Source organism: Aetokthonos hydrillicola CCALA 1050 (assembly GCF_017591665.1).
In the GTDB taxonomy this organism is placed as follows: Bacteria; Cyanobacteriota; Cyanobacteriia; order Cyanobacteriales; family Nostocaceae; genus Aetokthonos; species Aetokthonos hydrillicola.
This window is the reverse complement of the sequence record NZ_JAAKGC010000050.1, coordinates 1-25,724: the sequence shown is the minus strand read 5'-3', so window position 1 is coordinate 25,724 and position 25,724 is coordinate 1. Positions and strand designations below refer to the sequence as shown.

Here is a 25,724-nt window from a genome sequence, read left to right as displayed (position 1 = left end):
AATCAAAAAGTTCATTCAGCATAGTATTTGTTTTCGTGATAGTTTTTTGTTGAAGTCCTGTAATGAAAGGTATAATTGGTCAACACGCTTATGACACCCATCGGGAGAAAGCTCAATGATAGCCCTAACCGGAGTTGCCATCGAAAGTAAAATCTATGAAAGTTCGGCATCTCTAGTATACCGTGGCATCAGAGTACGAGATAATCTGCCAATTATCGTCAAAATGCTAAAGCAAGATTATCCCTCATCTCAAGAATTAACTCGCTACAAACAAGAATATGAAATGACCCGCTCCCTGAACATAGAAGGCGTGGTCAAGGCACACAGCCAGCAGGAGTATCAACGTACACTCGTTATTTTTTTAGAAGATTTTGGCGGAGAATCCCTAGAGCGATGGATGCAAAAACGTCCAGATTTCTTACCCATGCCCTTATCTGCTTTTTTGCCTCTTGCCATCAACCTAACAGATATTCTGGGCAAAATCCATGCAGCTAATGTCATTCATAAGGATATCAACCCTGGCAACATTGTTTTAAATCTAGATACTGGTGCAGTCAAAATCATTGATTTCGGGATAGCCACACGATTTAATCACACGAATCCCACCTTCAAAAGCCCTCACGTTTTAGAAGGGACACTCGCCTACGTGTCTCCCGAGCAAACAGGGCGGATGAACCGTCTGCTCGATTACCGCACTGATTTTTACTCGCTCGGTGTAACGTTTTACGAACTGCTCACCGGACAGCTACCGTTTCCCACAACGGACGTGCTTGAACTAGTCCATTGTCATATTGCCAAACAGCCGCCTCCGCCTCATGAGTTGAATGCAACGATTCCCAAAGTCGTTTCAGATATTGTTTTGAAACTGATGATGAAAAATGCAGAAGATCGCTATCAAAGTGCTTGGGGAGTCAAAGCGGACTTAGAAATGTGTGCTAACCAATTAGAGGAAGTCCGTTACATTAACAGTATTCAACTGGGTTTGCAAGACGTTTCGGGACAATTTCAAATTCCGCAAAAACTGTATGGACGAGAAGCAGAGATTGGCGCATTACTAGCAGCGTTTGAAAGATTAGTCACCTCAGAGGATAATTGCAACGCTGTTTTACAGGACAATGCACAAACGACTAGGGAGAGCGAACAAACAGGTAACTTAACATTTAAAGTTGAAATGATGTTGGTTTCTGGTTACGCCGGAATTGGGAAATCAGTGTTAGTGCAAGAACTGTATAAACCCATTACGGCAAAGCGCGGTTATTTTATCTGGGGGAAATTCGACCAATTTCAGCGTAACATTCCCTACAGTGCCATTGTGGATGCTCTACAAAAGTTGGTACGGCAACTACTGGGTGAACCAGAAAATCAATTGCAACAGTGGCGATCGCGCCTTTTAGCGGTATTGGGAAGTAACGGACAAATCATCATAGATGTGATCCCTGAAGTGGAGTTAATTATTGGCAAGCAGCCACCCGTACCGTCCGTTGGTGCAACGGAAGCACAAAATCGCTTTAATCGAGTCTTTGGGCAGTTTGTGCAGGTGTTTTGTTCAAAGAAACATCCGCTTGTGATTTTCTTAGATGATTTGCAGTGGATCGATTCAGCTACGCTAAAGTTAATCGAGCTGATGCTGCTAGATGAGCAAACCCAATCCCTACTTTTGATTGGAGCTTATCGGGATAATGAAGTGAATCCAACGCATCCACTAGTATTCATGCTAGAGAGACTGCGACAGCAAGGTGCAGTGTTTCAGGAGATTAATCTTTCACCTTTAGGGCTGGAGCCGTTAAGCCAGTTAATTGCTGAAACGCTACATCACAATAAAGATACTGTTCGGACTTTAGCGAAGTTAGTGTTGCATAAAACAGAGGGCAATCCCTTCTTCGTCAATGAATTTTTGCGATTATTGTATAGCGAAAATTGGTTGACCTTTGCAACTGAGCAACAAAACTGGCAGTGGAACATTGCTCAGATTGAAACTCAAAACATCACCAACAATGTGGTGGAGTTGCTGTTGAGCAAGTTAAAGAAACTACCAGAAGTGACGCAGCAGCTTCTTCAACTAGCCGCCTGCATTGGGGCTGAATTTGATTTAAAAACGCTAGCGATCGTGGATGAGCGATCGCCTAAAACAGTTTTTCAGGATTTATTAACAGCAGTACAAGCTGATCTGATTCGACCTGTTTCTGAATTAGATGAAGATCTGTTAGTGCAAAACTATAAGTTCTTGCACGATCGCGTCCAGCAAGCTGCTTATGCCCTAATCGATGAATCGCACAAACAGGTGGTTCATCTTCAAATCGGTCGCAATCTGCTTGAAAAAACGTTGCCAGAGGAGTTATCAGAGCGGCTGTTTGAAATTGTGGATCATCTTAATTTAGCGATTGATCTCGTCGTTTCTGGGCAGGAACGAAACAGCATTGCCAGACTCAACTTAATGGCAGCCCAAAAAGCTAAAGCGGCTACTGCCTATAGTGCAGCTTTCAAGTATGCGATCGCAGGCATCGAGTTACTCGCAACTGATAGTTGGCAACACCAGTATGACCTCAGTTTGGTTCTTTATGAAGAAGCTGCAGAAACTGCCTATCTATCTGGTGACTTTCTGGCGATGGAGCAATGTGTTGCTATTGTTCTGCAAGAAGCCAAAACCATTTTAGATGAAGTGAAAGTTCATGAGGTCATAATCAAAACCTATGTAGCACAAACTCACAAGTTAGACGCGATTAAAGTCGGGTTGCAAGTGTTGGCAAAACTAGGGCTGAACCTGCCAGAATCACCTACAGAATTGCAGATTCAACAAGCACTTTCAGAAACAGAAGAAGTTCTCCTAGGAAGGGATATTCAAGATTTGGCGCATTTACCTTTAATGACAGATGCCAGTAGGTTGGCAGCCATGCGGACTATTTCAAATATCGCTTCTCCTGCCTTTCAGGCTGTACCTGCACTGTTTTGGCTGATGGCATGTGAGCAAGTCAAGTTATCGATTCAGTATGGCAATGCACCCACTTCTCCGGTTGCCTATTCTTGTTATGGAGTCGTTATCACCGCAGCAACTCAGGATGTAGAGAAAGCTCATCAGTTGGGTCAACTCGCCCTAAACCTTGTGGAACGGCTGAATGCCCAAGAACTTAAATGCAAAACCTTTCTAATTGTAGCGGAAGGTATCAGCTTTGGAAAGTCCCATTTTAGGGAGATTGTATCCCTATTGCAGGAAAGTTACTCTAGCGGAGTAGAAACCGGAGATTTCGGATTTGCAGGTTTAGCGGCTTACCAAAAATGTGAGTATTTATATTTCAGTGGATTAGAACTGACAGAATTAGAAAAGGAGATGGAGAATTATAGCCATGCCATCACCCAATTGAAGCAGGAAACTTGCTTGAATTACCATCAAATTTTTTGGCAGGCAGTGCTTAACTTACAAGGACAGGTTAATAATCCCTGCTCTTTACAAGGCGTTGCTTACAATGAGCAACAGGGATTGAACCGCTATTTAGCAAACAATGATTCTCTTGGATTTCAATATTTCTACATCAACAAGCTAATCCTCTGCTATTTATTTGGGCAGTTTACGCAAGCGTTAAACAATGCAAATGCGGCTGAGGGGTATCTCAAAGGTGCGCCAGGGCAAGTAACCATGCCACTGTTCTGCTTTTACGACTCTTTGGTGCGACTAACAATTTATTCACATGTCCCTGATTCAGAACAAAAAGTATTGTTCCTTAACGTGAGCAGCAACCAGGAAAAAATGCACAAATGGGCGCATCATGCGCCTATGAATTTTCTGCATAAATATCATTTAGTCGAGGCAGAAAAAGCGCGAGTTTTAGGTCAGTTGCTTGAGGCAGAAAAATTATACGAACAAGCGATTCAGGACGCTAGAGAAAACGGATATATTCAGGAAGAAGCCTTAGCTTACGAATTAGCTGCTAAACATTATCTGGCGCGAGGTTTGGAAAAATTTGCCCAGATATATATGAAGGAAGCTCACTACTGCTATGAACGGTGGGGTGCGACGGCAAAGGTGAGGAATTTGGAGGCTCACTATCCTCAGTTTTTTCCTCAATCAACAAGTGTGAATTCCATGCCAATCCACACTGCTACTGGAACTACCTCTAATACCTCACATGTTGCTCTCGATTTAGCAACAATAATGAAAGCATCCCAAACGATTTCCAGCGAGATTGAACTGGAACGACTGCTTCACGCCTTAATGCAGATCCTCATTGAGAATGCTGGAGCACAAACCGGATCTTTACTTTTAGAAAACGCAGGAGAATGGATGATCGAAGCGACCTGTGAATTCATTGAAGGTACACAGACCTGTGCAACCAAAGTGCTACAATCGACTTTGATCTCAAATCGTTTACCTGAATCGATCATTCATTATGTGATTCGGACTCATGAGTCGGTCATTCTCAATGATGCTACTCGTGAAGGTAATTTTATTAATGATCCCTATATTCAACACCACCAAAGTCAATCAGTCTTTTGTTTACCGCTGCTCAATCAAAGCAAGCTCATCGGTGTGTTGTATCTAGAAAATCAGTTGGCAACTGGGGCATTTACACCGGAGCAATCGCAAATTCTTAGCCTACTTTCTACGCAGGCAGCGATCTCTATTGAAAATGCCAAACTCTATGCAAAGCTTCGGGCAAGCGAAAGCAGGATGACTCAATTTCTAGAAGCAGTTCCGGTAGGAATTGGCATCATTGATGCAACTGGTCGTCCTTACTATGCCAACCAGCGAGCCATTCAACTTATGGGTAAGGGAATTGATCCTGCCGTGCTGCCGGAGCAAATCTCAGAGGCTTATCAGTTTTATGAGACGGGAACGGATCAAATCTATCCCACTGAAAAACTGCCAGCTATTCGGGCATTGGGCGGCGCTCGCACCACTGTTGATGACATAGAAATTCGCCAAAATAGCGCCACCATTCCCATTCAGGTGTGGGGCACTCCAGTTTTTGACGAACAGGGCAAGGTAGCTTATGCTATTGTAGCCTTTGAAGATATCACTGAGCGCAAACAAGCAGAGAAACTTCTAGCCGACTACAACCAAACGTTAGAACAGCAAATTACTGAGCGGACTTTGCGCCTTTCGCAGGAGATTGAAGAGCGCCAACGTGTGGAGAATGCCTTGCGACAAAGTGAAGAGCAACGCAGGCTGACGATGGACTTCACGTACATAGGTAGTTGGAGCTGGAATATCACGGAGAACACAGTAGATTGGAACGACAATTTTGCTCGATTGCTGGGGTTAGTTCCCGGTGAGGTTGAGAGCAGCTATCAGGCATGGCGCGATCGCGTTTATCCAGAAGACATTTATCGGGTTGAGCAAGCTATTACAACAGCTCTAGCAACTCATACTGATTTTGAAGCTGAGTACCGAGTCATTCATCCAGATGGCAGTATTCATTGGTTGGTAGGTCGAGGTCGAGGCATTTATGACACAGCCGGACAGCCTGTACGGATGCTAGGAATAATTCTTGACATCAGCGAACAGCGAAACGCTGCACTGCGCGAACGCGAACGCGCCCAGCAAGCTTCGATTCTGGAAGAACGCAACCGAATGGCGCGAGAAATTCATGATACACTGGCTCAATCCTTCACAGGTATTCTACTTCAGGTTGGAGCAGCAACACAAGTGCTGGCGCATGACCCGGAAGCAACCCAACTACATCTGGAAATGATTGAAGAACTAGCACGCGCTGGGCTAGCAGGGGCACGGCGATCTGTATCAGCACTCCGTCCGCAGCTACTAGAAGAAGGTAATTTAGAGAGTGCCCTGCATCGTATAGTGGCTCAAATGCGCTCGAAGACCGACACGGCTCTGATTTGCGAAATTCAGGGTACAGCATATTTCTTACCAACCGAAGTGGAGAATAACTTACTTAGAATTGGGCAGGAAGCATTAACCAACGCAATTAAATACGCTTATGCCAGCGAAATTAGGGTTGAGTTAGTGTATAAGGAGACACACTGTGTCTTACGGGTTAAAGACAATGGCAGGGGCTTTGGAGTAGGTAGCACTCCTTTGATGGGTGGGTTTGGCTTATTAGGAATGAGCGAACGGGCAGAGCACATTGGCGCACAACTAACGATTCAAAGCCAGCCTGGACGAGGAACAGAAATTATCGTCACTATCAATAGAGAGTGAGAATGACAATGAGCCAATCCACTACAATTCGGGTGCTGATTGTTGACGACCATGCCATAGTCAGAAACGGTCTAGCAACCATCATTAACCGCGATCCAGAAATGACAGTGATCGCTCAAGCTGAAGATGGGCAGCAAGCGATCGACGCGTTTCGAGAATACCAACCTGATGTGACACTAATGGATTTACGAATGCCCAAAATGGGAGGTGTTGAAGCCATAATGGCGATTTGTGCTGAATTTAAGCAGGCTCGGATCGCGGTACTCACAACCTATGATGGTGATGAAGATATCTATCGCGGTTTACAAGCGGGTGCTCAAGGCTATTTGCTTAAGGATTCTAAACTTGGCGAGCTTTTGAATGCCATTCGCGCCATTCATAATGGTCAAAAATACATTCCGCCAGAAGTGGGCGCAAAATTATTGCAGCGAATGAGCAATCCAGAACTGAGTGAACGAGAGTTGGAAGTGCTGCATTTGATGGCACAAGGAATGGGTAATCAGGAAATTGGGACTGCTTTGAGTATTGGTGAAAGCACTGTCAAATCGCATGTGAATCGCATTTTGAGCAAATTAGGAGTGAGCGATCGCACAAAAGCCGTGATTACTGCAGTTAAGCGTGGGATTGTCAGTTTGTAAGTGGGGGAAAGGGAGTGAGCCTTTTCCTTTTCGCCTTTAGGGCTCATCTAGCGGTTGGGGGAGGGGGTAAGTGAAGAAAGTTTCAGGCATGAGATAATTAAGTAATTATGCTCAAACACAAACTCTAGTGACCAAAGCGGAATTAACAAAACTAAACTTCTTCTAAGGAAATTACGCTCAAAGTCGAGGCTCAAGCCAGGGTTTGTGGGACAATAGCCCAATCCAATTGCTTCAAACGTGTCTGTTCAATCATCCGGAAATGCTACCCTGATTTTGTTGACTACAAGCGGCATTCTGGACTTTTACTTACACAACTTTTTGTACCAAAAACCGCCAATTCCAACCAGACAACTTCAGCTACCTAATTACTGGCAATCCGGGGTGAACCAACACACAAGGAGTTTGTCCGATATGTAGCGGGTTCATCCCAACCCTGACACATTTTGTCGCCATGCATCGTCTAAAAATCTTACGAGACACTAACATCAGAGGATAACAGCAATTAATACGGAGTGCTAGTACCTTCGATGAACTCAGGGGGTAACACCTCACTAAACAATAATTGCTGTAACTTGATGCCTTCGGGGCGGCTCCAATCCTGAACCAGCTCAGCAATCAAAGTGATCGTAGCAGTTAGGACAACCCCAGCATCACGCATCCGCTGCCGTGCCAAATCTTCCGACAGATGGAATGGTGAACCAGAAGCATCCATGACTGCTTGAACACTATAGCCATCGCGCACTGCACTGATAGCTGGATAAACCAGGCAAACATCGGTGGTGATACCAGCCATGATTAAATTAGTGCGATTTGTGTCTTTGACTGCTTTGACAAAGTTCTCATCGTCCCAAGCATTTACGATGCCTGCACGTTTGACTCTTGCCTCATAGGCTTCGGGCAGGCTTTGTGCTAGTGCAGTCATTAACGAACCTTGAAAACGCTCCTCCTGGCTACTTGTCAAAACCACAGGTATATTGAGTACCTTTGCCACTTTTGCAAGTGCAAGAGTGTTTTTCTCTACCTCGCTCAGAGGCAAGTTTTTGATCAGCTTCATGGTGCTATTCCAAACACAATCTTAACTTGCTTCCATATAGTAGGAGCAAGCGATCATCTGACTGACCATTATCTGTGAATCCCGCGTATTAAATTAACTTTACAAACCTTGTGGTGCGCCTGAAGTTGCGCTCTAGCCGTTCGGCAGATCGCCCTTCACCAAGACTTTGAATACAAACATTGTTTTTTGACCAACTTCCATAATCGCTCTATGAGATTTAAATTTCGCGGGCAGTTGTTCACGCACCTGATCTCAGCCCCAGCGATACCCGTTTTTACGTCTTAGGATATAAGTTTGTTTAATTTTGAGATATTAGATTGAAAAATTAATCTCAGATAGAAACTTATGACAACCGAGCAAGAACTTCAATCTCTTTTTAATACCTTAGATGGCGATCAAAATGGCAAAGTCTCCATTAATGAGCTTTTTTTAAGTCCTGGCTTAAGTGCAATTATCTCATCACAAACAAATACCAGTAGCCCCCAGGAGTTACTAGCACGGTATGGTTTAGACTCTGACGGTAGTATTACCTTTTCTGAGTTAAAGCAAGCAGTTGAAAAAGCAGGTAATTTAACGTAGCACTCAAAAAACCCAACACCAAAGACCAAATACCCACGGCACATTATAAACCAGCGCTTCATTTGGACGCACTAGTAGAGTGCGATCGCTACTAGTTTACGGGGTGATATGTGCTGACCTTTTTTGTGAAGAAACAGAAAGATTTCTTCGGTATAGAAAATCAATAGGTATGATACTGTTGTGAAAATTATCCTTCCAGTCAGACACAACGTATTAAATTTGACTCTAAAGTTAATATTTTGTTACATACCTATGAATTTCCACGCCGACTTACTTATGCTTTTGTAACACTTTCGCTAACAATGTCGGTATCTCAGTGAACAAGAATCTCGATTGGCTTTGAACACGTCATAACTCACATTAACTTCTGATGAATACTGAAAATTTGTCTACAGCCAAGGAAAATAACTCTTTTCGTCGAAATGTGTTGATTGTCGGAGGAGGGCCAGCAGGATTTGCTACTGCATTAATACTTGCTAAACGTGGTTGGACAAATATCACAATCTTAGAAAAACGTCCTGCTGTTGATTACTATGAACCGGACAAATCATTCAATTATTTAATTGATGGCCGTGGTCAAAAATTGACCGATTTTTTAGGATTAACTTCCAAGCTCTCAGAAATTAGTGTTCCCAACACAGAATTTTATTTAACAACAATTCAACCAAATAGAAAACGAAAAACACTTAAATTGCCAACGGTAGATCCAAATCGAAAAACGGCTTACTGGCTACCACGAAGAGCATTTGTACTTCTCTTATATCAAGAAATTGAGCGGAATTGGCAAAACTACATTAATATAATTTTTAAATCAAATTGTGTTCAAATTAACAAAATAAATATACACGATGGCTCAGAGTATAAAATAGAAGTCATTGCCCAACAAGAGAACAGCAATACTATCAAATTCGAGCCTAATCTTTTGATAGGTTGTGATGGTCTTTACTCTGTTGTCAGAAACACTCTGAAACAGTGGGATAAATCTACATCCGATAAATTTGAGATGAAGCTTTTTCCCTCACCCAGTTCAGGGCTTAAGTATAAAGTTTTAACCTTACCGCCAAAATTTATTCTTGACAAGAATGATAATGAACGTGCCGTAAGTAATATGGCATATTCAATTCGTGGAGTTTTAACTGGTTCTAAGCGTTCTGTCTCCCTTGGTTTATTGCCGCTTAAAAATTCAGATGAACCCCGTAGCGCCAATGTCATTAGATACCCAAATCATGAAATATGGAAGGTAAAAACGAAAGAGGGCATATACGATTTTTTTGAGCAAGCTTTCCCACAATTGCCCATACGTGAGATAGTTTTCCCAGAGGAAGCCGCTCGCTTTGCTAAAAGTGAAGGTGGTTACTTTCCAATCCCTCAATACTGTTCGGGATTACACTTTTTATTGAATTTAGAAAAAACCAGCAAACAAGTTGACAACAAATCTCCTGTAATTGGAATTGTACTCTTAGGAGATGCCATTCATTGCTTTCCTCCAGACATTGGACAAGGTGTAAACTCAGCCTTAGAAGATGTATGTGTCCTGAATGATGCACTTTCTAGAAGTGATGATGACATGAAAGTTGCCCTGCCTCTATATGAATCCTTGCGATTACCTGATGTCAAAGCCTTGGTACATCTAGCTCAAACTGCTTACCCTTGGCAATATAACCAAGATCCCCTCCGCAAGAATTTATGGAGCATCAACTTTTTTCTGAGACTAGTATTGAGTCGATTACTACCCTACGTATTTAGTCCTCCAGCCTTCCTTATGATCCAAAATCATCAACTTTCCTATCAGCAAATATGGAGCAAGGTTCAACATACTACCCAAATTCTGTATGTAATCGGTCTGATACTCATGTTTGGTTATTTAACTTTGGTATGGAAAGTAACTGTAATTCGATACTAGAAACTAATATTGTACCAGTAATTATCATACTATAGTGGTGGAAGGCTCGATCACAAAAAGTAGAGAGCCCGCTATGTTTGCCAGCATAAGTTACAAAAGTTAACATTTGCACATTCCCAAAGGGCGATCGCGCGGGTGTCGCGACAATGCCCCTACGTGGGTTCAAAAAGGCAATTTGTTACAGTGGTGAGTATAATTAACTTAAAAATGACTATATTTCTATTGCTGCAGGTGGAAAGAAAAGTCTGTGGATGTTAGAGTACGATGGCAGTGAGAAAAACAAGTGCTTACCGCATTTGATAAAGTTTCATGAGTAACCATCTCGATGTCGAAGATCCAGACTTTGGTTCCTCTATTCAGGAGAACCTAAAAGAGCTTTCCACTCAGTTAGGTTCTTCTATGGACGAAGCATCAGTCAAGAAAACATACCAGAATGCATGCGATTTACTCAGTCACGTTTGTCCATCACCTCTGACTCTTGCCCGCGTTGCAGGAACATTATTGGTCTATCAAGTTAAGGACACACAACCGGAAGAGATCGAGTGGTTTAACACTCAAGTGAAACAATGTCTCAACGAAGAAGAAGTTGAGGAGTTAATTGAATCCTTACATCGTACTGATGCTTTGTAAACTAATGTAAAGAATCTGTACATTAAAAAAAATTGTAAAATTTTCAAGTGCTGGAAAGCTTGATGGGAGCGTACTTATGGTCATTGTATGAAATTTTTTTTAAAGGCTAGATGAGACTAGTTGGTCGAGATTACTTCAGTTATCCTGCTGGGGCTCGATTCCTTGATCAATCCAAACATCAATGGCTGCTTTTACTTTTAATTGAGTTATGTCAGACCACTCTTTTTCGTTGATTATTGTCATAAATACGGATCTTTTACCATAACCAACTTTTTCTATTGTGTGTCCACGATATACATTTTTAGGCTGAATCATTTTTCTGTCAATTTTAATAACTATTATAACCAAACTCTCTTGGGAAGACCACCAGCAAATGTTAGTAAAGAACTCGCAGTTAATTACGGTAAGTTGGTGAGTGTCAGCGTAGACCCGCCTTTAGTTCAAGCTGCTTTCCGCGCGGGACTAGGCGCTAAGTGGGTATTTTTATGTGATGAGAAATTAGAACTCATCGAACGAATTAATATTTTGGACACTACAGAAGGGGAATATGCTTATCGTCCTCAACCTTATACCTTTATTCTACATCCCGACCTAACCATATACAAAATTTACGACGGCTGGTTCTTTGTTGGTAGACCTACCGTTGAAGAACTGCGACAAGACTTAAGGGCTGTGATGCAGCTAAGAGCAGATTACCAATTGCGTTGCTTATGATAGACCTGAAGTGAAACAAATTCGCATCCCACAACAAGAATGGATCAATGGTGCACCACCATTAGGAGCAAATGGAAAAGCTGTAGCCGAGGGGGTTGTACGTTGGTTCGATCTCAAAACAGGTAATGGGATGATTGCTAGAAATGATGGTGAAGAAGATGTCTTTTTCAACTTCACGGCCATTCCTGGAGAGGGATACCGTACCCTACAAGCTGGTACTCCCGTGAGGTTCGAACTTGTTGAAAGCCGCTTCGGTTTTACAGCTCGCAACATACACCAAACAGAATGACGAGTAGCCAGAAGTTAGAATTCACATTTACGCCTTGCTTGGGTCAATGGCCGCTTTGATCTCTTATTTCCTGATTCTACTTTCCCCTCCCCCAACCCCTAGATGCGCCCTCGCCTTTAGATTGGCTTTTGTCTCCAACTTTAGTTGGAGACAACCTTCCACTGCGAGATGGATAAACTTGTCCATCACTCGATTGTACAAAAATGTCAACTTTGAGTGGACGACAACAGAGGGCTAATTGTCTATATTGAATTCATAGCAACGTTAGCGTAGTTGGGTTGAAAGGCTTAAGTTTGCTTAATACAAACCGAAACATGACTTACGACCGCGATAATTGTTCTCTATTGCTTTCGCCTTCAACCCACGATCATATCCAAGGTGTACTGAATGCTGCTGTAGTATTCGTCATGTATGGAGATTATGAATGTTTTCAAAGTGCCAATGTCTATCGATTGATTAAAGTCGCTCGACAGCAATTGAACGTTTCGTTTGGAGAAAAGAATTTAGGTTTCATCTTCCGTCATTTTCCTCAGGTACAAATTCATCCGCATGCTCAACGAGCAGCGGAAGCAGCAGAAGCCGCAGCGGCTCAAGGGAAGTTTTGGCAAATGCATGAGATATTGTTCATTCATCAACAAGAGTTAGAGAATGGCTATCTAGTAGAGTACGCCAATCGTTTAGGACTTAATATTTCTCAATTTTTGCAGGATTTATCCAGGGGAACGTATGTTGATCGTATCAATGCGGATATCGAAGGTGGACTGCAAAGTGGAGTGGAGGCTGCGCCCGTTTTGTTTATTAATGGAATTCGCTATCTTGATCGCTGGACTGTTGAGCAGATAATGGCAGCCATTGTTGCTGCAAATGATTAAGGTTTTTGATGCTTATCCCAACAAGTATTTCAGCAGGAAGTATTTCATAACTTCTATACGGACAAGAAGAACCAGAGATTTGAGCAATTTAGCAAGAATACAGAGGCGATCGCAATGATAGTTTTTACATGGAAAAAAGTTCAAAGATTGTTACTGTGGTTACTTGCATTAAGTGCTGTCGTTGGGATATTAATGTATCCAACATCAGCCACCGCCAAGGAATTACCTCAAGCCTCCAACTCTAAACCTGCGCTTGTTCTCGTTCATGGGGCTTTTGCTGACGGTGCATCAAAGTCATTTTGGCTTCTTAATAACTACCTTACCATCGTCGCCGATCACACCACAACTGATGGTAAATATGACCTGATTGAGGGCTATTTCCCTCCTGGTGCCAAGACTCCACCCCATCGCCATACGCGCTATTCAGAACAACTTTATGTGTTGGAAGGAGAGTTCACTGTCTGGGTTGGTAAGAATAAGGTTGTGCTAGGCGCAGGTGAAAGTGCCTTCATTCCGATAGGCACACCCCATGTTGTCGCTGCACTTAGTGACCAGCCAGCTAGAGGGTTAGTCGTTGCTTCGCCCAGTTCCTTTGCTCGCCTAATTGAAGCAACAGGGACTCAAAACCAGAATGAGGCACCTGACATGGAATTGTTGAATCGCATCTCTAGCGAAATTGGCGACGAAATTCTGGGTGCGCCCGGAGATATCCCTTAGAGGTGATACACCTAGATAGATCGTTCCATCAATCCGTTGCAGATAGCAAAGGAGAGTTTCATGATGCAATATGACTACATTGTAATTGGTGCAGGGTCGGCAGGTTGTGTGGTTGCCAATCGTCTAACCGAAGACAGTGACACAACCGTGTTACTCCTCGAAGCGGGTAACCCAGATACGAAACCAGAGATTTTCATACCAGCGGAGTGCGTCAATTTACTAGGCTCAGAGGTGGACTGGAGCTATTTCTCTCAACCAGAACCCTTCTTGAATAATCGCGAAATATTTTGTTCCCGTGGCAAAGTCTTGGGAGGCAGCAGTTCGATTAATTTCATGATCTATGTCCGAGGCAATCATCACGATTATGACCACTGGCAGGAGTTGGGAAATCCCGGTTGGAGTTACCACGATGTCTTGCCTTATTTCAAGAAATCTGAACACCAGCAACGCGGTGCCTCCGTATACCACGGAGTTGGTGGGGAGTTGAGCGTGACCAATCCCATTGCGCCTACTGCAACTTCTCAACGATTTGTAGAGGCATGTGTGGCAATGGGATTTGACTACAATCCTGATTTCAACGGCGCGCAGCAGGAAGGAGCAGGACTTTTTCAGCATACCATTAAGGAGGGTAAACGACATAGTGCTGCTACTGCGTTCCTTGTGCCCATTCTCCAGCGTCGCAATTTGACCATAACGACTGGGGCATTGGTCACTCGATTGTTGTTTGAGGAAACCCGCACTGTTGGGGTAGAATATCTGCACGAGGGAACGCTGCACCAAGTCAGGGTTGAGCAGGAAGTGATTTTAAGTGCAGGCGCGTTCGATTCACCCAAACTGCTGATGCTATCCGGCATTGGGGATGCTGCACACTTACAAACATTAGGGATTTCTGTTGTCGTTGATCTGCCAGGTGTTGGTCAAAACCTGCAAGACCACATTTTCTCTGCTGTGGTATACCAGGCAAATCAGGATTTACACTTTGCCAGCACCAGTAGTATCGGGGAAGCTGGATTATTTTTGCATAGCAAGTGGAATTCAGCGGTTGCACCCGATTTACAGTTTTTATTCGGTTCCATTCAGCTCTTACCCCCTGGCTATGCTCCAGCGACATTCGGATTTACGGGTGCAGTCGCTTTGACCCATCTGCAAAATATTGGCAGTGTCGGTTTGCGAACGCCTGATCCTAGAGACACACCGATGCTGCGGATGAACTATCTGGAAAATGAAACCGATGTAAAGAAACTGGTTGAGGCAATTAAATTAATGCGCCAATTGTTTCATAGCAACTTCTTTGATGAGTTTCGTGGTGCAGAAATTGCTCCGGGTGCTGAGGTTCAGAGTGATGAAGCACTCGTTGCTTATATCCGCAACAATTGCAACACACTGTGGCATCCAGTTGGCACCTGTAAAATGGGTACTGACCCAATGGCGGTGGTCGATCCTGAACTACGAGTACATGGAATAGAAGGGTTACGGGTTGTAGATGCCTCCATCATGCCCACCATCACGACCGGAAATACGAACGCACCCACCATCATGATTGGTGAGAAGGCAGCGGATTTAATTAAAGCAGGTCGCACAGCACGAACGGTTCTCAGCAAATCTAACGGCCAAAATCCGACGTATTCATCTATTTAGAAACGGGCGCTCTCTGTAAAGGAATACACAATGGCACTGATTACAACACCATTCGGACGACATTCCACCGCCGCCGAGGTTGTAGAAGGAATTGATCTTTCCGGCAAGCGGGCGATCGTTACGGGAGCCGCATCGGGCATCGGCGTAGAAACGGCGCGGGCACTGGCTCAAACTGGAGCGATCGTCACACTAGCTGTGCGTAATACCGATGCTGGAGCGCAAGTCGCGGCTGACATTATGGCTACTACTGGGAACCGGAATATTCATGTTGCTCCGCTTGATTTAAGCGATCGCAACTCAATTGCCAAGTTCATTGCTGCCTGGCGTGAGCCGCTGCACATCCTCGTTAATAATGCAGGGGTAATGGCACTGCCCGAACAGCGCACACCCGAAGACTGGGAGATGCAATTTGCCACTAACTATCTCGGACACTTTGCCCTAGCGCTTGGACTACACGACGCTCTCGCTGCAGAGGGTGCTGCCCGTATCGTGTCGGTTAGTTCTAGCGGGCACCTGATGTCGCCCATTGTGTTCGATGATATTCACTTCATGTTCCGTCCTTATGATCCGTGGTTGGCGTATGGACAGTCCAAGACCGCAAGTATGCTCTTTGCTGTGGGTGCTACTGCGCGCTGGTTCAAGGATGGCATTACCGCTAATGCCCTGATGCCTGGGGCGATCGCAACCAACCTCCAGCGTCATACAGGCGGTCTTAGAACCCCACCTGAGCGGCAGAAGACAATAGCGCAGGGTGCGGCAACTTCCGTTGTGTTAGCAACATCTCCGCTACTAAAGGGCGTTGGCGGACGCTATTTCGAGGACTGCAATGAAGCCACTCTCGTCACCAACGGGAACGGCTATATGAGCGGAGTTGCCCCCTATGCCCTGAACCCAGACAATGCCGATCGGCTCTGGAATGAATCTTTGCGCCTGCTCGCTTGACCTGGCAGTAACAGTGAGCTTCACGCTTTTGATGAACGAATTGCCGGTCGTAAGCCTGCCAGCCTTTCGTCCATGCAGGTCTCAAGCAGCATTCTTAAGCAGATCAATCAAAGGAGATGTAAGAAATGGCACTAAGTTAAAATACAGCCCTTGCCCCGGTAGCGGTGGGCTAACTAAGTTCAACCGGACTACCCAAAACCTTGAAAAACAACACTGGATTGATGCGGCTTGTGTTGGTAAATCGACTCCCACTCTCAATATTAAGGGTGTTAAACCTTTGTTGATTAAATCTGCTGGTCATGGCACTCGCCAATCATGCAGAACCAATAAATATGGGTTCCCTAATCGCCATTGTGCAAGGGAAAAATTTCACTTTGGTTTTCAGACTGGTGACATCGTTAAAGCCATTGTCACTAAAGGGAAGAAGCTAGGTGTTTATGTTGGTAGACTTGCTACTCGCGCAACTGGCAGCTTCAATATTTCAACCAAAAACGGGTTAATTGAAGGGATCTCCCACAAATATTGTAAAGCTATTCATCGAAAAGATGGGTATGGCTATGCATTTTAAATTGATTGTAAAGCCGTCCTTTTAGGACGGGGTTTCAGACCCAAGGATTTTGATGAAAAAACTAGAAAGAAAAATTGCTCTGATCACGGGTGGTAACAGTGGTATCGGTCTTGCCACAGCCAAACAGTTTGTTGCTGAAGGTGCCTATGTCTATATCACAGGTCGTCGCCAAGTCGAACTGGATGCTGCCGTAGAAGCCATTGGTAAAAATGTTACGGCTGTGCAGAGTGATGTTTCTAATCTCGCAGACCTAGATCGTCTGTTTGCCACCATTAAGCAAGAACAAAGACACCTCGATATCATCTTCGCTAATGCTGGCGTTGGACAAATTGCCCCACTAGGAGAAATCACAGAGGAACACTTTGACAAAACATTCAATATAAACGTCAAAGGTTTGCTGTTCACCGTACAAAAGGCACTGCCACTGTTGCCAGAGGGCGCTTCTATTATCCTGAATGCTTCGATTACTTCTATAAAAGGTACGCCAGCATTCAGTGTTTACAGTGCTACCAAAGCCGCCGTGCGATCGTTTGCTCGGAATTGGGTACTCGACCTTAAAGAGCGCAAGATTCGGGTGAATGCCATTAGCCCTGGTGTGGTTCCGACTCCTGGCTACAATCTCCTGGGACTTAGTGATGAGCAGATGCAGGAATTTGTGGATAGCCAAGCTGTTACTATTCCATTAGGGCGAGTCGGCACAACCGATGAGATTGCTAAAGCAGTTGTTTTTCTGGCTTCAGATGATAGCAGCTTTGTGAATGGCATCGAGTTGTTTGTTGATGGCGGTATGGCACAAATTTGAAGTTCAAAAGAAGTTAAGAATGAAGCTTATTTCTGTTAATGTTGGACTGCCGCGTGAAGTAACCTGGAAAGGAAAACCCGTCCGCACTGGAATTTTCAAAGAGCCAGTTAATTCGAGAGTGATGGTGCGTGAACTCAATTTAGATGGCGATCAACAGGCTGATCTAACCGTTCATGGTGGTTTAGACAAAGCAGTTTATGTATATCCCTTTGAGCATTACGATTACTGGCGAGATGAATTGCCTGACACAGAGTTAACGCCAGGAATCTTTGGTGAAAATTTCACAGTTACAGGATTTAAAGAAGAGGAAATTAATATCGGCGATCGCTTCAAAATTGGCAGTGTGGAACTAATGGTGACTCAACCGCGCTTACCCTGCTACAAACTAGGGATTCGCTTTGGGCGCTCGGATATGGTGAAACGATTTCTCGCCAGTCGTCGCACCGGATTTTACTTTCGGGTTTTGCAAGAGGGCGAAGTGGTCGCTGGAGACACTTTAGAGTTGATGAGTCGAGATCCCAACAATATTACTGTCGCTAATATCATTCAGCTTTATGTTCGCGAGCTAAACAATCCAGAGTTACTGCATCGTGCTGCTCAACTTGAAGCTTTACCCGAAAGCTGGCGGGACTACTTTCAGGAGCAGATCCTTCGTCAGGATATGAGATAGATCAACCTGTCGTAAAACACCATCATGTCACTTTGATCACTTACGAGGAGTAATCCCATGACTACATATCGCACAGTTTTGATCGATGGTTTAGATATCTTCTACCGTGAAGCTGGTTCTCGTAATAATCCGACGATTCTGCTATTGCACGGCTTTCCAACTTCCTCTCATATGTTCCGCAATATTATACCTGCCCTCGCTGATAAATTCCATCTTGTTGCTCCTGACTACCCTGGCTACGGCAACAGTTCGATGCCAACTGTAAATGAATTTGATTACACCTAAATAGATCGGGAAGTCTGGTAGCCCCGTTCGCGTAGCGTCTCCGTTAGGAGAAGAGAGAGTGTCAAGGAATAAAAGGAATTGACACTAAGAGCGGTATTTATATCGGGGCGGTTTTAGACACGGGCAACGCCACATGCTTCAAGTCGGCAAAGCCGCCCAACGCAGGGGCTCGGTTTAACTGCCGTGACGTTCTCTTATTTATTGTTCGATGTATTCACTTGCACTTATTTCTAGTGAATGTGCTTTTTCTTGAGCTAATTTCCAAGCCGTATCTGTTAGATAAATCCCTCGACACTTTTTGAACTCTTCATATAAAACAGGTCGATTTTTTGTTCTTTTTATTCCTTTTCCTGTTGACATTTTTAGAAGCACTAGCTAAACTAAATATAGTTTAACAAACAGACAGGAGGTGATGTCAAGTGGGTCGGAAAACAACTCCATCCTTCATTACAGAGATACAGTTAAAGGTTGACACTTCTCAAGAATCGGAACTGCTGTCAAGATTTCAAGCAGCTAGACAGCTTTACAATGCTTGTTTGAACGAAGCAACAATTAGAATGGAGTTGGTTCGTAATTCCGATACCTACAAGCAAGCCAAAAAGATATCTAGGGACGAGAAGAAGAAGCGGAGTGACGCATTCAGCGAAGCGAGAAAACTTTACAGATATTCTGATTATGATTTGCAGTCTTATGCAACATTAGTCAGCAATAAATCTGGTTGGATTGCCCAAAAGATTGACTCTAACACTCAACAGAAAATCGCTACTCGTGCTTTTAAAGCAAGTGAGAAAGTGATGTTTGGGCAAGCTAAGAAAGTCAGGTTTAAAGTACCAACACGCTTTAAATCTGTTGAAGGTAAGACAAACAAGCAGGGTTTACGCTGGAAAAATAATCAAGTAGTTTGGACTGGGTTAACAATAGACCCAATCATTGACCCAAACAACCCAGTTATTCAGCACGGGTTAAACTCTCCTATTAAGTATGTCCGCTTGCTCTGGAGAGAAATAAACGGTTACCGTCGCTGGTATGTTCAGTTAATTAATGAAGGACAACCCTACCAAAAACCGAAGAATTATGTTTCAGATGGGATTGTAGGGCTTGACTTGAATATTTCTAACATTGCCTATGTTGGAGACAGCCACGCTGGACTATTACCTTTTGCTGAATGTGTACCAACGATGGAGCGTGAAATTAGCGCAATTCAACGCAAAATGCAACGTTCTCAACGGGTTAACAATCCTGATAATTACCATCCTGACTTTGAGGGCAAGCGTGGTCGTAAAACCATCACCAAAAAAGGTAAGGTCAAAAAAGGTAAACGTCAATGGAAGAAGTCTGCTAATTATCGCAAGCTCGCCAACAAAAAACGCGAATTAGAACGCAAGAAAACAGCCTACGCTAAATCTCAAAATCGCAAAGTAGTTAATGAAATTTTGCGACATGGTAAAAACATAAAAACCGAGAATGTATCGGTTAAAGGATGGCAGAGACGTTACGGTAAAGCTATTTCTGCCAAGTCTCCAGGTTTTGTACAATCTGAATTGGCTCGCAAAGCTGAGAATGCTGGTGGACAATTCGTTAAGTTTTCTACCCAGAAAACAGCGTTATCCCAAACCCATTTAGACGGCACTCGTGTTAAAAAGTCACTATCTGAACGGGTTCACCATGATGTAACGGGTGTTACCATGCATCGGGATTTGTTTAGCGCTTATCTGGCTAGATACATTAATGAGGATCAGACGCTCTCATTGCAGGATGCTGCTTGTCAGTATTCGGGAATGGAACCGATCCTGTTAGAGGCTTGGGAGCGTTTCAAACAATCCGTGAATCAAGTAAGCGCGTCTGAACGTGGGAAGACTCATTCTCCCCTAGAACGGATCTCTAACAAGGTGGAAACTACTCAACCAGATAAACCAGTAGGGTTAAAAGTTGAGGGGTAATGTTTTACCAGAATCTCCGTACCGCGATAGTCGGAGAGGGGTTCAAGTTTGATCGCTTGGCTGAGATTGTAGAGAAATTCATTGCTGCGATCGCTCTCAAAAAGTACAGCCTTTATGTGATGGATTACGGTGCGCCGATAGGCTATCGGATTGCCGCTAAATATCCAGAGCGCGTACAATCCCTGATTGTTCAAAATGGCAATGCTTACGAGGAAGGTTTGCGCGAATTCTGGGAGCCGATTAAAGCATACTGGCAAGAGCGATCGCCTGAGAATGCTGAAAAGCTCACATATCTTGTCACTATAGAAGCAACCAAGTGGCAATATACTAATGGTGTTCGCAATCTAGAAGCGATCAGCCCTGATACCTGGACTATCGATCAACATTTCCTTGATCGCCCCGGTAACAGTGAGATTCAACTGGCACTGCTGTATAGCTACGGTACAAATCCACCGCTCTATCCCCAATGGCAGGAGTATTTTCGCTCCTATCAACCCCCTACCCTGATTGTTTGGGGCAAGAACGACTACATCTTTCCTGCTGACGGTGCTTATCCCTACCAGCGTGACTTGAAAGACGTTGAGTTTCATCTACTCGATACCGGACATTTTGCCCTGGAAGAAGATGGGGATGAGATTGCAAACTATATCGACCAATTTCTCACATCACGACTGCAATCCGTTCTCACCTGATCGGTAAAAACGATCCATTACCCCAGCATGGCTCATGCTTAGGTATAAACTTCTGAATAACAATACCTTCACCAAAAAAACAGTATGAACACAGAGGACTGATGTAGTAAAGATCAGCTGGAATCGTCAAAAAATGACCAAATAAAAAATACCTACCTTTGTAAGGGCTTTTATTGAAAAATTAAGGAATTAAGGAAGATTGGTCATGGCAGCAATCGATACAGCACCGTTAGAAAACAGCCTAGGATTTCTAGCTTTAGGAGCTTATATTCTCACCTTAATGCCCGCGAATCTCAAAATCATTTTTCCTAAAACTAAACAAGCAAAACTTCCGAAATGGCTGTTAAAATATCGACGAATTATCGGTATTCTGGCTTTCTGCTTGGCTTTGTTTCACGCTTTCCTCTTAGTGAAAAAGAGAGACCTTGATTTTTTAGATCCGAATACCTATTGGATTTATATTCAAGGTATATCTACCTTCATAATTTTTACTCTATTAGCAATTACTTCTAATGACTGGAGTGTCAAAAGACTGAAAAAAAATTGGAAGCGATTACATACCCTAACTTACTTAGCTATGTTCTTGCTCACTTGGCACGTTTGGGACAAAATGTTAGAGCATTGGAGCTATTTAACCCCGATTGGGCTAGTGGGGATTGTCACGACAACCGTTTTATTTCTGATACGACGCTGGATTCAACATCGGAATAAATAACAAAAAGTGAAAGGAAAAGCGTTCTCATCTCAAATTCCAGGAAAAATCACTCCATAGTACCGCTAGTCTGCGACACTGTAACGCAGTGGGTGCAAGTTAGATTATTCCGCCACTCGCACAAGGAATGTCCTGTTATGAGATCGAAACAAATCACCTGGAAATCTTCAGCAGCATTGGCAATCAGCACCTTAACGATCTTGGTTGGTAGTAGCAGTTGTGCTAGCCTATTGTCTTCCTTGCGAAACGCTAGTGTTGCTACTACCTCTGTTGCAACCATTCAACCCTTACGTTCTCTCCAAGGAAATTCAACTTGGGTTTATGCGATCGCAATCAGCCCTGATGGGCGCTTCCTCGCCAGTGGCAGTTACGATAAAAAAATTAAAATTTGGGATCTGCTTAGTAACACCTTACTCTATACTTTAGAAGGACACGGCGATGCAGTGGTAAGCCTTGCCATCAGTCCAGATAGCAAGCTGCTCGCTAGTGGCAGTTGGGATAAGCGTATTAAACTCTGGAATTTAGAGACAGGGCAACTGCTTCGTACCCTAGATGGTCATACAGACGATGTAGAAGCCGTTGCCATCAGCCCCAACGGAAAGTGGTTAGCCAGCGGTAGTGCTGACACAACCATCCGCATCTGGAACGTGCAAACTGGCGTACAAGTTCATCAGTTATCGGATGGAAAGTGGGTAAGAACTGTTGCTTTTAGTCCGGATGGGCAGACCTTAGCTAGTGGCAATGAGGGTGGTACACTCAAAATTTGGCGGCTCATGGATGGTGGTGTTCTAAAAACCCTAAATGCTCATTCACAAGCCTTGCGCTCAGTGACTTTTAGCCCTGATGGACGGCAGATCGCGAGTGGCAGCGCTGATAGGACAGTCAAACTCTGGCAAATGCCCACTGGTAAATTGTTGCACTCCCTAATTGGACATTCAGGAGTTGTGTGGTCAGTGGCTTTCAGTCCCGATGGCAAGAGATTAGCTAGTGGTAGCAATGATAACACTATCAAGTTATGGGGGTTGCCTGAAGGCAAACTCTTGGAGAATTTGATAGGGCATGAGCGAGGCGTGCGGTCAGTAGTTTTCAGACCGCATGGAAACATGATAGCCAGCAGCAGTACCGACAAAACCATCAAACTCTGGTCTCTTCCTAAAGAGTGACAAGAAGCTTTCAGAAAAAAGATAAACTATTTCTGATTCTGTTGAACGATTTGAATTGAAAAGAGTAAAGGCATGACCACTTATCGCACAGTATCGATCGATGGTTTAGATATCTTCTAACTTAACATCTCAACAGGTTGTTTACAATTTATTAAAGGAGAATGTCATGGTTGCTCAAGAAAACTCGCAAGCAGCAAAAATTCTGGAAGTTGCGGATGATCCACGTCTTTCCAAAGGAACGAAGGAATTTTTGAAAGTGCTGAATTCAGGGGGTGTGGCGCTGGAGAAACTCGCTCCACTCGAAGCACGTCAAGTTCTTGTGGATGCACAGGCTTCTGTTTCAGTAGACCTTTCAGGCATTGAAGAGTCTCAAAAGAAGATTACTGCTGAGGGTTATTCAATTACCCTTAATATTGTACGACCTGAAGGAATCAAAGGCACATTGCCTGTTTTCATCTTTATTCATGGTGGTGGTTGGGTGCTGGGTGATTACCCAACACACAAGCGCATGGTTCGCGATCTGGTTGTGCTGTCAGGGTTTGCAGGTGTCTTTGTCAACTATACTCGCACACCAGATGCTCAGTACCCACAGGCAATCAATGAGATTTATGCTGCAACTAAATGGGTTGCCGAGCATGGCGACGAGATTGGCGTGGATGGCAAGAATTTGGCAGTCGTTGGCAACAGTGTCGGCGGTAACATGACAACTGTCACTGCTTTGAAGGCGAAAGAAAAAGGAGGGCCACACATCAAGCTGCAAATCCTGATGTGGCCTATTGTAGATGCTGATTTTGAAACGAATTCTTATCACCAATTTGGCGATCAGCGTTTTCTGACTGCACCAGCGATGAAGTGGATGTATGATATGTACATCGCTGACCCAGAAAAGCGCAAAGACATCTATGCTTCTCCGCTACAGGCGACGATTGAGCAACTCAAAGGCTTGCCTCCGGCGTTAATTGTGGTTGCAGAAAGCGATATCTTGCATGACGAGGGCACAGCCTATGGACGCAAGCTCGATGAAGCTGGGGTGCAGGTAACAACTGTCCAGTACAACGGTATGATTCATGACTTTGGACTACTGAATGGTTTAGCAGAGTTGCCAGAAACCCGTTCTCTGTTTGTTCAAGCTGCTGCCCAATTGAAGAAATATCTGCAATAGGATGCGATCAAACCCAAAGGATATGGAAGTGGACACTCAACACTATGATGACATTATTATCGGCGGCGGCAAAGCGGGTAAAACACTTGCACCGGCGTTAGTCGCTGACGGACGTAAAACCGCTCTTGTTGAACGCAGCTTAAATATGATTGGTGGCGGGTGCATTAATATTGCCTGCATTCCTACTAAAACTATGGTAGCGAGTGCCAATGTAGCAAATACAGTGCGAAACAGTGCGGCTTATGGGGTTCAAAGCAACACACCCACCGTTAATTTAGCAGAGGTGATCCAACGAAAACGATCAGTTGTGCAATCTGCGCGTGAAATGAACTTGCACAATTTAGAAACGGCTCTCGATAGCAACTTGATCATTGGCGAAGCAAGGTTTGTTGCTCCCAAAACGATCGCAGTAACGACGACTGAGGGGAACAATCGCTTACTTACCGCCGAACGGTTATTTATTAATACAGGCACACGACCGTTAATTCCATCCATCCCCGGACTCACGGAAGTTAAGTTTTTAACGAGTGAGTCAATTATGGAGCTAGAAGACTTGCCTGAACACCTGATTGTTCTCGGTAGTGGCTATATTGGTTTGGAGTTTGCCCAGATGTTCCGGCGCTTTGGCTGTCGCGTCACTGTTATTGGGCAAAGTGAGCAAATTCTGTCACAGCAAGATCTAGATATAGCGATCGCAGTTCAAAAATTACTGGAACAAGATGGTATTGAATTCTTGCTGAAGGCAAAGGTGCTGAGGGTTGTTCGCGAAGCGTCTCCTTTGGAGAATCGCACTGGTAATAAAACCCTCCTTCAAATCCAAGTTGCCGATCATGAAATCACCCTCCAAGGGTCGCATTTGCTCGTCGCTGTTGGTCGTGCGCCCAATACCGATAGCTTAAATTTAGCTGCTGCTGGTGTGGCAACCGATACACGCGGATATATTCAAGTCAATGATCGCTTAGAAACGAACATTCCGGGGATTTGGGCGTTAGGCGACATCAACGGCGGCCCGCAATACACTCATATATCGCTCGATGATTATCGCATTATCAAAGCTAATTTAATTGATGGGGGCAACCGTAGTACAGGGGATCGATTGGTTCCATCCTGTCTGTTCATCGATCCAGAACTGGCTCATGTGGGTTTGACTGAAACTGAAGCGCAGCAACAAGGATATGCTATTCGCGTGGCGAAGGTGGATGCGTCAGCCGTTCCAAGAGCGAAAACACTCGGTCAAACTGATGGACTTCTCAAGGCGATCGTGGATACAGGTACAGGTCGTATTCTAGGGTGTTCCTTGCTGTGTCATGAAGCAGGTGAAGTGATTTCAACAGTGCAGATGGTGATGCAAGCTCAGATGCCCTACACCGTTCTGCGCGATGGTATTTTGACTCATCCCACGATGACCGAAGGGTTAAATATCTTGTTTTCCAAGTTGTAAGGAGATAGCAATTGTAGACCCAAAGATTTACCAACTGGAGTTTGGACTAATCCGGTTTCGACCAGCAGTTAACAAGCAAGGGCAGGACAGAGGGACTCAACTTCAAATTTGAAGCTGAGTCAAGCGGCAGGATCAAGAAATTAGCCGAAACTAAGCAGC

The 25,724-nt window shown here is 44.2% G+C and carries 23 protein-coding genes and 1 pseudogene; 21 read left to right on the top strand and 3 right to left on the bottom strand.

All coding sequences use genetic code 11. The annotated features are described in order from the left end of the window. Positions 1 to 115: 115 nt before the first annotated feature. A complete protein-coding gene (locus G4P69_RS22590; RefSeq protein WP_208341705.1) occupies positions 116 to 6,154 on the top strand; it encodes an AAA family ATPase in 6,039 nt (2,012 codons plus the stop codon). 8 nt (positions 6,155 to 6,162) lie between these two features. Further along, positions 6,163 to 6,792, top strand: coding sequence for a response regulator transcription factor (locus tag G4P69_RS22585; protein ID WP_208341704.1), 630 nt, complete (start codon positions 6,163 to 6,165; stop codon positions 6,790 to 6,792). Positions 6,793 to 7,294: 502 nt separating this feature from the next. On the opposite strand, the gene G4P69_RS22580 is transcribed toward G4P69_RS22585, so the two are convergent. Continuing rightward, the gene (locus tag G4P69_RS22580) at positions 7,295 to 7,846 is read right to left on the bottom strand and encodes an isochorismatase family protein (RefSeq protein WP_208341703.1); all 552 of its coding nucleotides are present in this window, start codon (positions 7,844 to 7,846) and stop codon (positions 7,295 to 7,297) included. A gap of 345 nt (positions 7,847 to 8,191) precedes the next feature. Between G4P69_RS22580 and G4P69_RS22575 the strand changes: the two genes are divergently transcribed. From G4P69_RS22575 to G4P69_RS22565, 3 genes are all read left to right on the top strand, one after another. Next, positions 8,192 to 8,425: an EF-hand domain-containing protein gene (locus G4P69_RS22575; RefSeq protein ID WP_208341702.1), complete on the top strand. Its 234-nt coding sequence runs from the start codon at positions 8,192 to 8,194 to the stop codon at positions 8,423 to 8,425. Positions 8,426 to 8,795: 370 nt separating this feature from the next. Then, positions 8,796 to 10,328 (top strand): FAD-dependent oxidoreductase, encoded by a 1,533-nt coding sequence (locus tag G4P69_RS22570; RefSeq protein ID WP_208341701.1) that lies wholly within the window; start codon positions 8,796 to 8,798, stop codon positions 10,326 to 10,328. Positions 10,329 to 10,637: 309 nt separating this feature from the next. After that, entirely contained in the window at positions 10,638 to 10,958 is a 321-nt protein-coding gene (locus G4P69_RS22565; protein WP_208341700.1) for a hypothetical protein, read from the top strand. Between the two features lie 135 nt (positions 10,959 to 11,093). Here G4P69_RS22565 and G4P69_RS22560 read toward each other — a convergent pair whose 3' ends face one another. Next, complete coding sequence (locus G4P69_RS22560; RefSeq protein WP_208341699.1) at positions 11,094 to 11,273, bottom strand: hypothetical protein; 180 nt, start codon at positions 11,271 to 11,273, stop codon at positions 11,094 to 11,096. A 39-nt stretch (positions 11,274 to 11,312) separates the two neighbouring features. On the opposite strand from G4P69_RS22560, the gene G4P69_RS22555 reads away from it, so the two are divergent. From G4P69_RS22555 to G4P69_RS22510, 10 genes and pseudogenes are all read left to right on the top strand, one after another. Next, the gene (locus tag G4P69_RS22555) at positions 11,313 to 11,672 is read left to right on the top strand and encodes a hypothetical protein (RefSeq protein WP_208341716.1); all 360 of its coding nucleotides are present in this window, start codon (positions 11,313 to 11,315) and stop codon (positions 11,670 to 11,672) included. Between the two features lie 10 nt (positions 11,673 to 11,682). Continuing rightward, a complete protein-coding gene (locus G4P69_RS40280) occupies positions 11,683 to 11,961 on the top strand; it encodes a cold-shock protein (RefSeq protein WP_208341715.1) in 279 nt (92 codons plus the stop codon). 314 nt (positions 11,962 to 12,275) lie between these two features. After that, positions 12,276 to 12,833 carry a DsbA family protein gene (locus tag G4P69_RS22545; RefSeq protein WP_208341698.1) on the top strand — a complete coding sequence of 186 codons (558 nt, stop codon included), beginning with the start codon at positions 12,276 to 12,278 and terminating at the stop codon, positions 12,831 to 12,833. Positions 12,834 to 12,947: 114 nt separating this feature from the next. Further along, complete coding sequence (locus G4P69_RS22540; protein ID WP_208341697.1) at positions 12,948 to 13,550, top strand: cupin domain-containing protein; 603 nt, start codon at positions 12,948 to 12,950, stop codon at positions 13,548 to 13,550. 60 nt (positions 13,551 to 13,610) lie between these two features. Further along, positions 13,611 to 15,188, top strand: a complete 1,578-nt coding sequence (locus G4P69_RS22535) for a GMC family oxidoreductase (protein ID WP_208341696.1) — start codon at positions 13,611 to 13,613, stop codon at positions 15,186 to 15,188. 30 nt (positions 15,189 to 15,218) lie between these two features. After that, positions 15,219 to 16,130, top strand: coding sequence for an SDR family NAD(P)-dependent oxidoreductase (locus G4P69_RS22530; protein ID WP_208341695.1), 912 nt, complete (start codon positions 15,219 to 15,221; stop codon positions 16,128 to 16,130). A 157-nt stretch (positions 16,131 to 16,287) separates the two neighbouring features. Continuing rightward, positions 16,288 to 16,698: pseudogene (locus G4P69_RS22525) on the top strand (RNA-guided endonuclease IscB); the annotation flags it as partial. A gap of 52 nt (positions 16,699 to 16,750) precedes the next feature. Continuing rightward, positions 16,751 to 17,500, top strand: coding sequence for an SDR family oxidoreductase (locus G4P69_RS22520; RefSeq protein WP_208341694.1), 750 nt, complete (start codon positions 16,751 to 16,753; stop codon positions 17,498 to 17,500). 19 nt (positions 17,501 to 17,519) lie between these two features. Next, positions 17,520 to 18,170 carry an MOSC domain-containing protein gene (locus tag G4P69_RS22515; protein ID WP_208341693.1) on the top strand — a complete coding sequence of 217 codons (651 nt, stop codon included), beginning with the start codon at positions 17,520 to 17,522 and terminating at the stop codon, positions 18,168 to 18,170. Positions 18,171 to 18,227: 57 nt separating this feature from the next. After that, on the top strand, positions 18,228 to 18,455 hold the full coding sequence (locus G4P69_RS22510) for an alpha/beta fold hydrolase (RefSeq protein WP_243902389.1): 228 nt from the start codon (positions 18,228 to 18,230) through the stop codon (positions 18,453 to 18,455). A 198-nt stretch (positions 18,456 to 18,653) separates the two neighbouring features. Here the strand turns inward: G4P69_RS22510 and G4P69_RS22505 are convergent, their stop codons facing one another. Then, on the bottom strand, positions 18,654 to 18,815 hold the full coding sequence (locus G4P69_RS22505) for a hypothetical protein (RefSeq protein WP_208351289.1): 162 nt from the start codon (positions 18,813 to 18,815) through the stop codon (positions 18,654 to 18,656). A gap of 59 nt (positions 18,816 to 18,874) precedes the next feature. On the opposite strand from G4P69_RS22505, the gene G4P69_RS22500 reads away from it, so the two are divergent. The 6 genes from G4P69_RS22500 to G4P69_RS22475 all read left to right on the top strand — a co-directional run bounded on the left by G4P69_RS22500 (position 18,875) and on the right by G4P69_RS22475 (position 25,565). Beyond that, entirely contained in the window at positions 18,875 to 20,395 is a 1,521-nt protein-coding gene (locus G4P69_RS22500) for a transposase (protein WP_208341691.1), read from the top strand. Next, a complete protein-coding gene (locus G4P69_RS22495) occupies positions 20,395 to 21,087 on the top strand; it encodes an alpha/beta fold hydrolase (RefSeq protein WP_243902388.1) in 693 nt (230 codons plus the stop codon). The genes G4P69_RS22500 and G4P69_RS22495 overlap by 1 nt, the downstream gene beginning before the upstream one ends. A 205-nt stretch (positions 21,088 to 21,292) precedes the next feature. After that, positions 21,293 to 21,802 carry a ferric reductase-like transmembrane domain-containing protein gene (locus tag G4P69_RS22490; protein WP_208341690.1) on the top strand — a complete coding sequence of 170 codons (510 nt, stop codon included), beginning with the start codon at positions 21,293 to 21,295 and terminating at the stop codon, positions 21,800 to 21,802. Between the two features lie 134 nt (positions 21,803 to 21,936). Then, positions 21,937 to 22,962, top strand: coding sequence for a WD40 repeat domain-containing protein (locus G4P69_RS22485; RefSeq protein WP_208341689.1), 1,026 nt, complete (start codon positions 21,937 to 21,939; stop codon positions 22,960 to 22,962). 166 nt (positions 22,963 to 23,128) lie between these two features. Beyond that, the gene (locus G4P69_RS22480) at positions 23,129 to 24,124 is read left to right on the top strand and encodes an alpha/beta hydrolase (RefSeq protein WP_208341688.1); all 996 of its coding nucleotides are present in this window, start codon (positions 23,129 to 23,131) and stop codon (positions 24,122 to 24,124) included. Between the two features lie 22 nt (positions 24,125 to 24,146). After that, positions 24,147 to 25,565, top strand: a complete 1,419-nt coding sequence (locus G4P69_RS22475; protein WP_208341713.1) for a mercuric reductase — start codon at positions 24,147 to 24,149, stop codon at positions 25,563 to 25,565. Positions 25,566 to 25,724 lie beyond the last annotated feature (159 nt).

What these genes read in the sequence shown, in the direction of transcription:
- G4P69_RS22590 (WP_208341705.1), top strand. Translation starts at nt 116, where the DNA reads ATGATAGCCCTAACCGGAGTTGCCATCGAAAGTAAAATCTATGAAAGT.
- G4P69_RS22585 (WP_208341704.1), top strand. Translation starts at nt 6,163, where the DNA reads ATGAGCCAATCCACTACAATTCGGGTGCTGATTGTTGACGACCATGCC.
- G4P69_RS22580 (WP_208341703.1), bottom strand. Translation starts at nt 7,846, where the DNA reads ATGAAGCTGATCAAAAACTTGCCTCTGAGCGAGGTAGAGAAAAACACT.
- G4P69_RS22575 (WP_208341702.1), top strand. Translation starts at nt 8,192, where the DNA reads ATGACAACCGAGCAAGAACTTCAATCTCTTTTTAATACCTTAGATGGC.
- G4P69_RS22570 (WP_208341701.1), top strand. Translation starts at nt 8,796, where the DNA reads ATGAATACTGAAAATTTGTCTACAGCCAAGGAAAATAACTCTTTTCGT.
- G4P69_RS22565 (WP_208341700.1), top strand. Translation starts at nt 10,638, where the DNA reads ATGAGTAACCATCTCGATGTCGAAGATCCAGACTTTGGTTCCTCTATT.
- G4P69_RS22560 (WP_208341699.1), bottom strand. Translation starts at nt 11,273, where the DNA reads ATGATTCAGCCTAAAAATGTATATCGTGGACACACAATAGAAAAAGTT.
- G4P69_RS22545 (WP_208341698.1), top strand. Translation starts at nt 12,276, where the DNA reads ATGACTTACGACCGCGATAATTGTTCTCTATTGCTTTCGCCTTCAACC.
- G4P69_RS22540 (WP_208341697.1), top strand. Translation starts at nt 12,948, where the DNA reads ATGATAGTTTTTACATGGAAAAAAGTTCAAAGATTGTTACTGTGGTTA.
- G4P69_RS22535 (WP_208341696.1), top strand. Translation starts at nt 13,611, where the DNA reads ATGATGCAATATGACTACATTGTAATTGGTGCAGGGTCGGCAGGTTGT.
- G4P69_RS22530 (WP_208341695.1), top strand. Translation starts at nt 15,219, where the DNA reads ATGGCACTGATTACAACACCATTCGGACGACATTCCACCGCCGCCGAG.
- G4P69_RS22520 (WP_208341694.1), top strand. Translation starts at nt 16,751, where the DNA reads ATGAAAAAACTAGAAAGAAAAATTGCTCTGATCACGGGTGGTAACAGT.
- G4P69_RS22515 (WP_208341693.1), top strand. Translation starts at nt 17,520, where the DNA reads ATGAAGCTTATTTCTGTTAATGTTGGACTGCCGCGTGAAGTAACCTGG.
- G4P69_RS22510 (WP_243902389.1), top strand. Translation starts at nt 18,228, where the DNA reads ATGACTACATATCGCACAGTTTTGATCGATGGTTTAGATATCTTCTAC.
- G4P69_RS22505 (WP_208351289.1), bottom strand. Translation starts at nt 18,815, where the DNA reads ATGTCAACAGGAAAAGGAATAAAAAGAACAAAAAATCGACCTGTTTTA.
- G4P69_RS22495 (WP_243902388.1), top strand. Translation starts at nt 20,395, where the DNA reads ATGTTTTACCAGAATCTCCGTACCGCGATAGTCGGAGAGGGGTTCAAG.
- G4P69_RS22490 (WP_208341690.1), top strand. Translation starts at nt 21,293, where the DNA reads ATGGCAGCAATCGATACAGCACCGTTAGAAAACAGCCTAGGATTTCTA.
- G4P69_RS22485 (WP_208341689.1), top strand. Translation starts at nt 21,937, where the DNA reads ATGAGATCGAAACAAATCACCTGGAAATCTTCAGCAGCATTGGCAATC.
- G4P69_RS22480 (WP_208341688.1), top strand. Translation starts at nt 23,129, where the DNA reads ATGGTTGCTCAAGAAAACTCGCAAGCAGCAAAAATTCTGGAAGTTGCG.
- G4P69_RS22475 (WP_208341713.1), top strand. Translation starts at nt 24,147, where the DNA reads ATGGAAGTGGACACTCAACACTATGATGACATTATTATCGGCGGCGGC.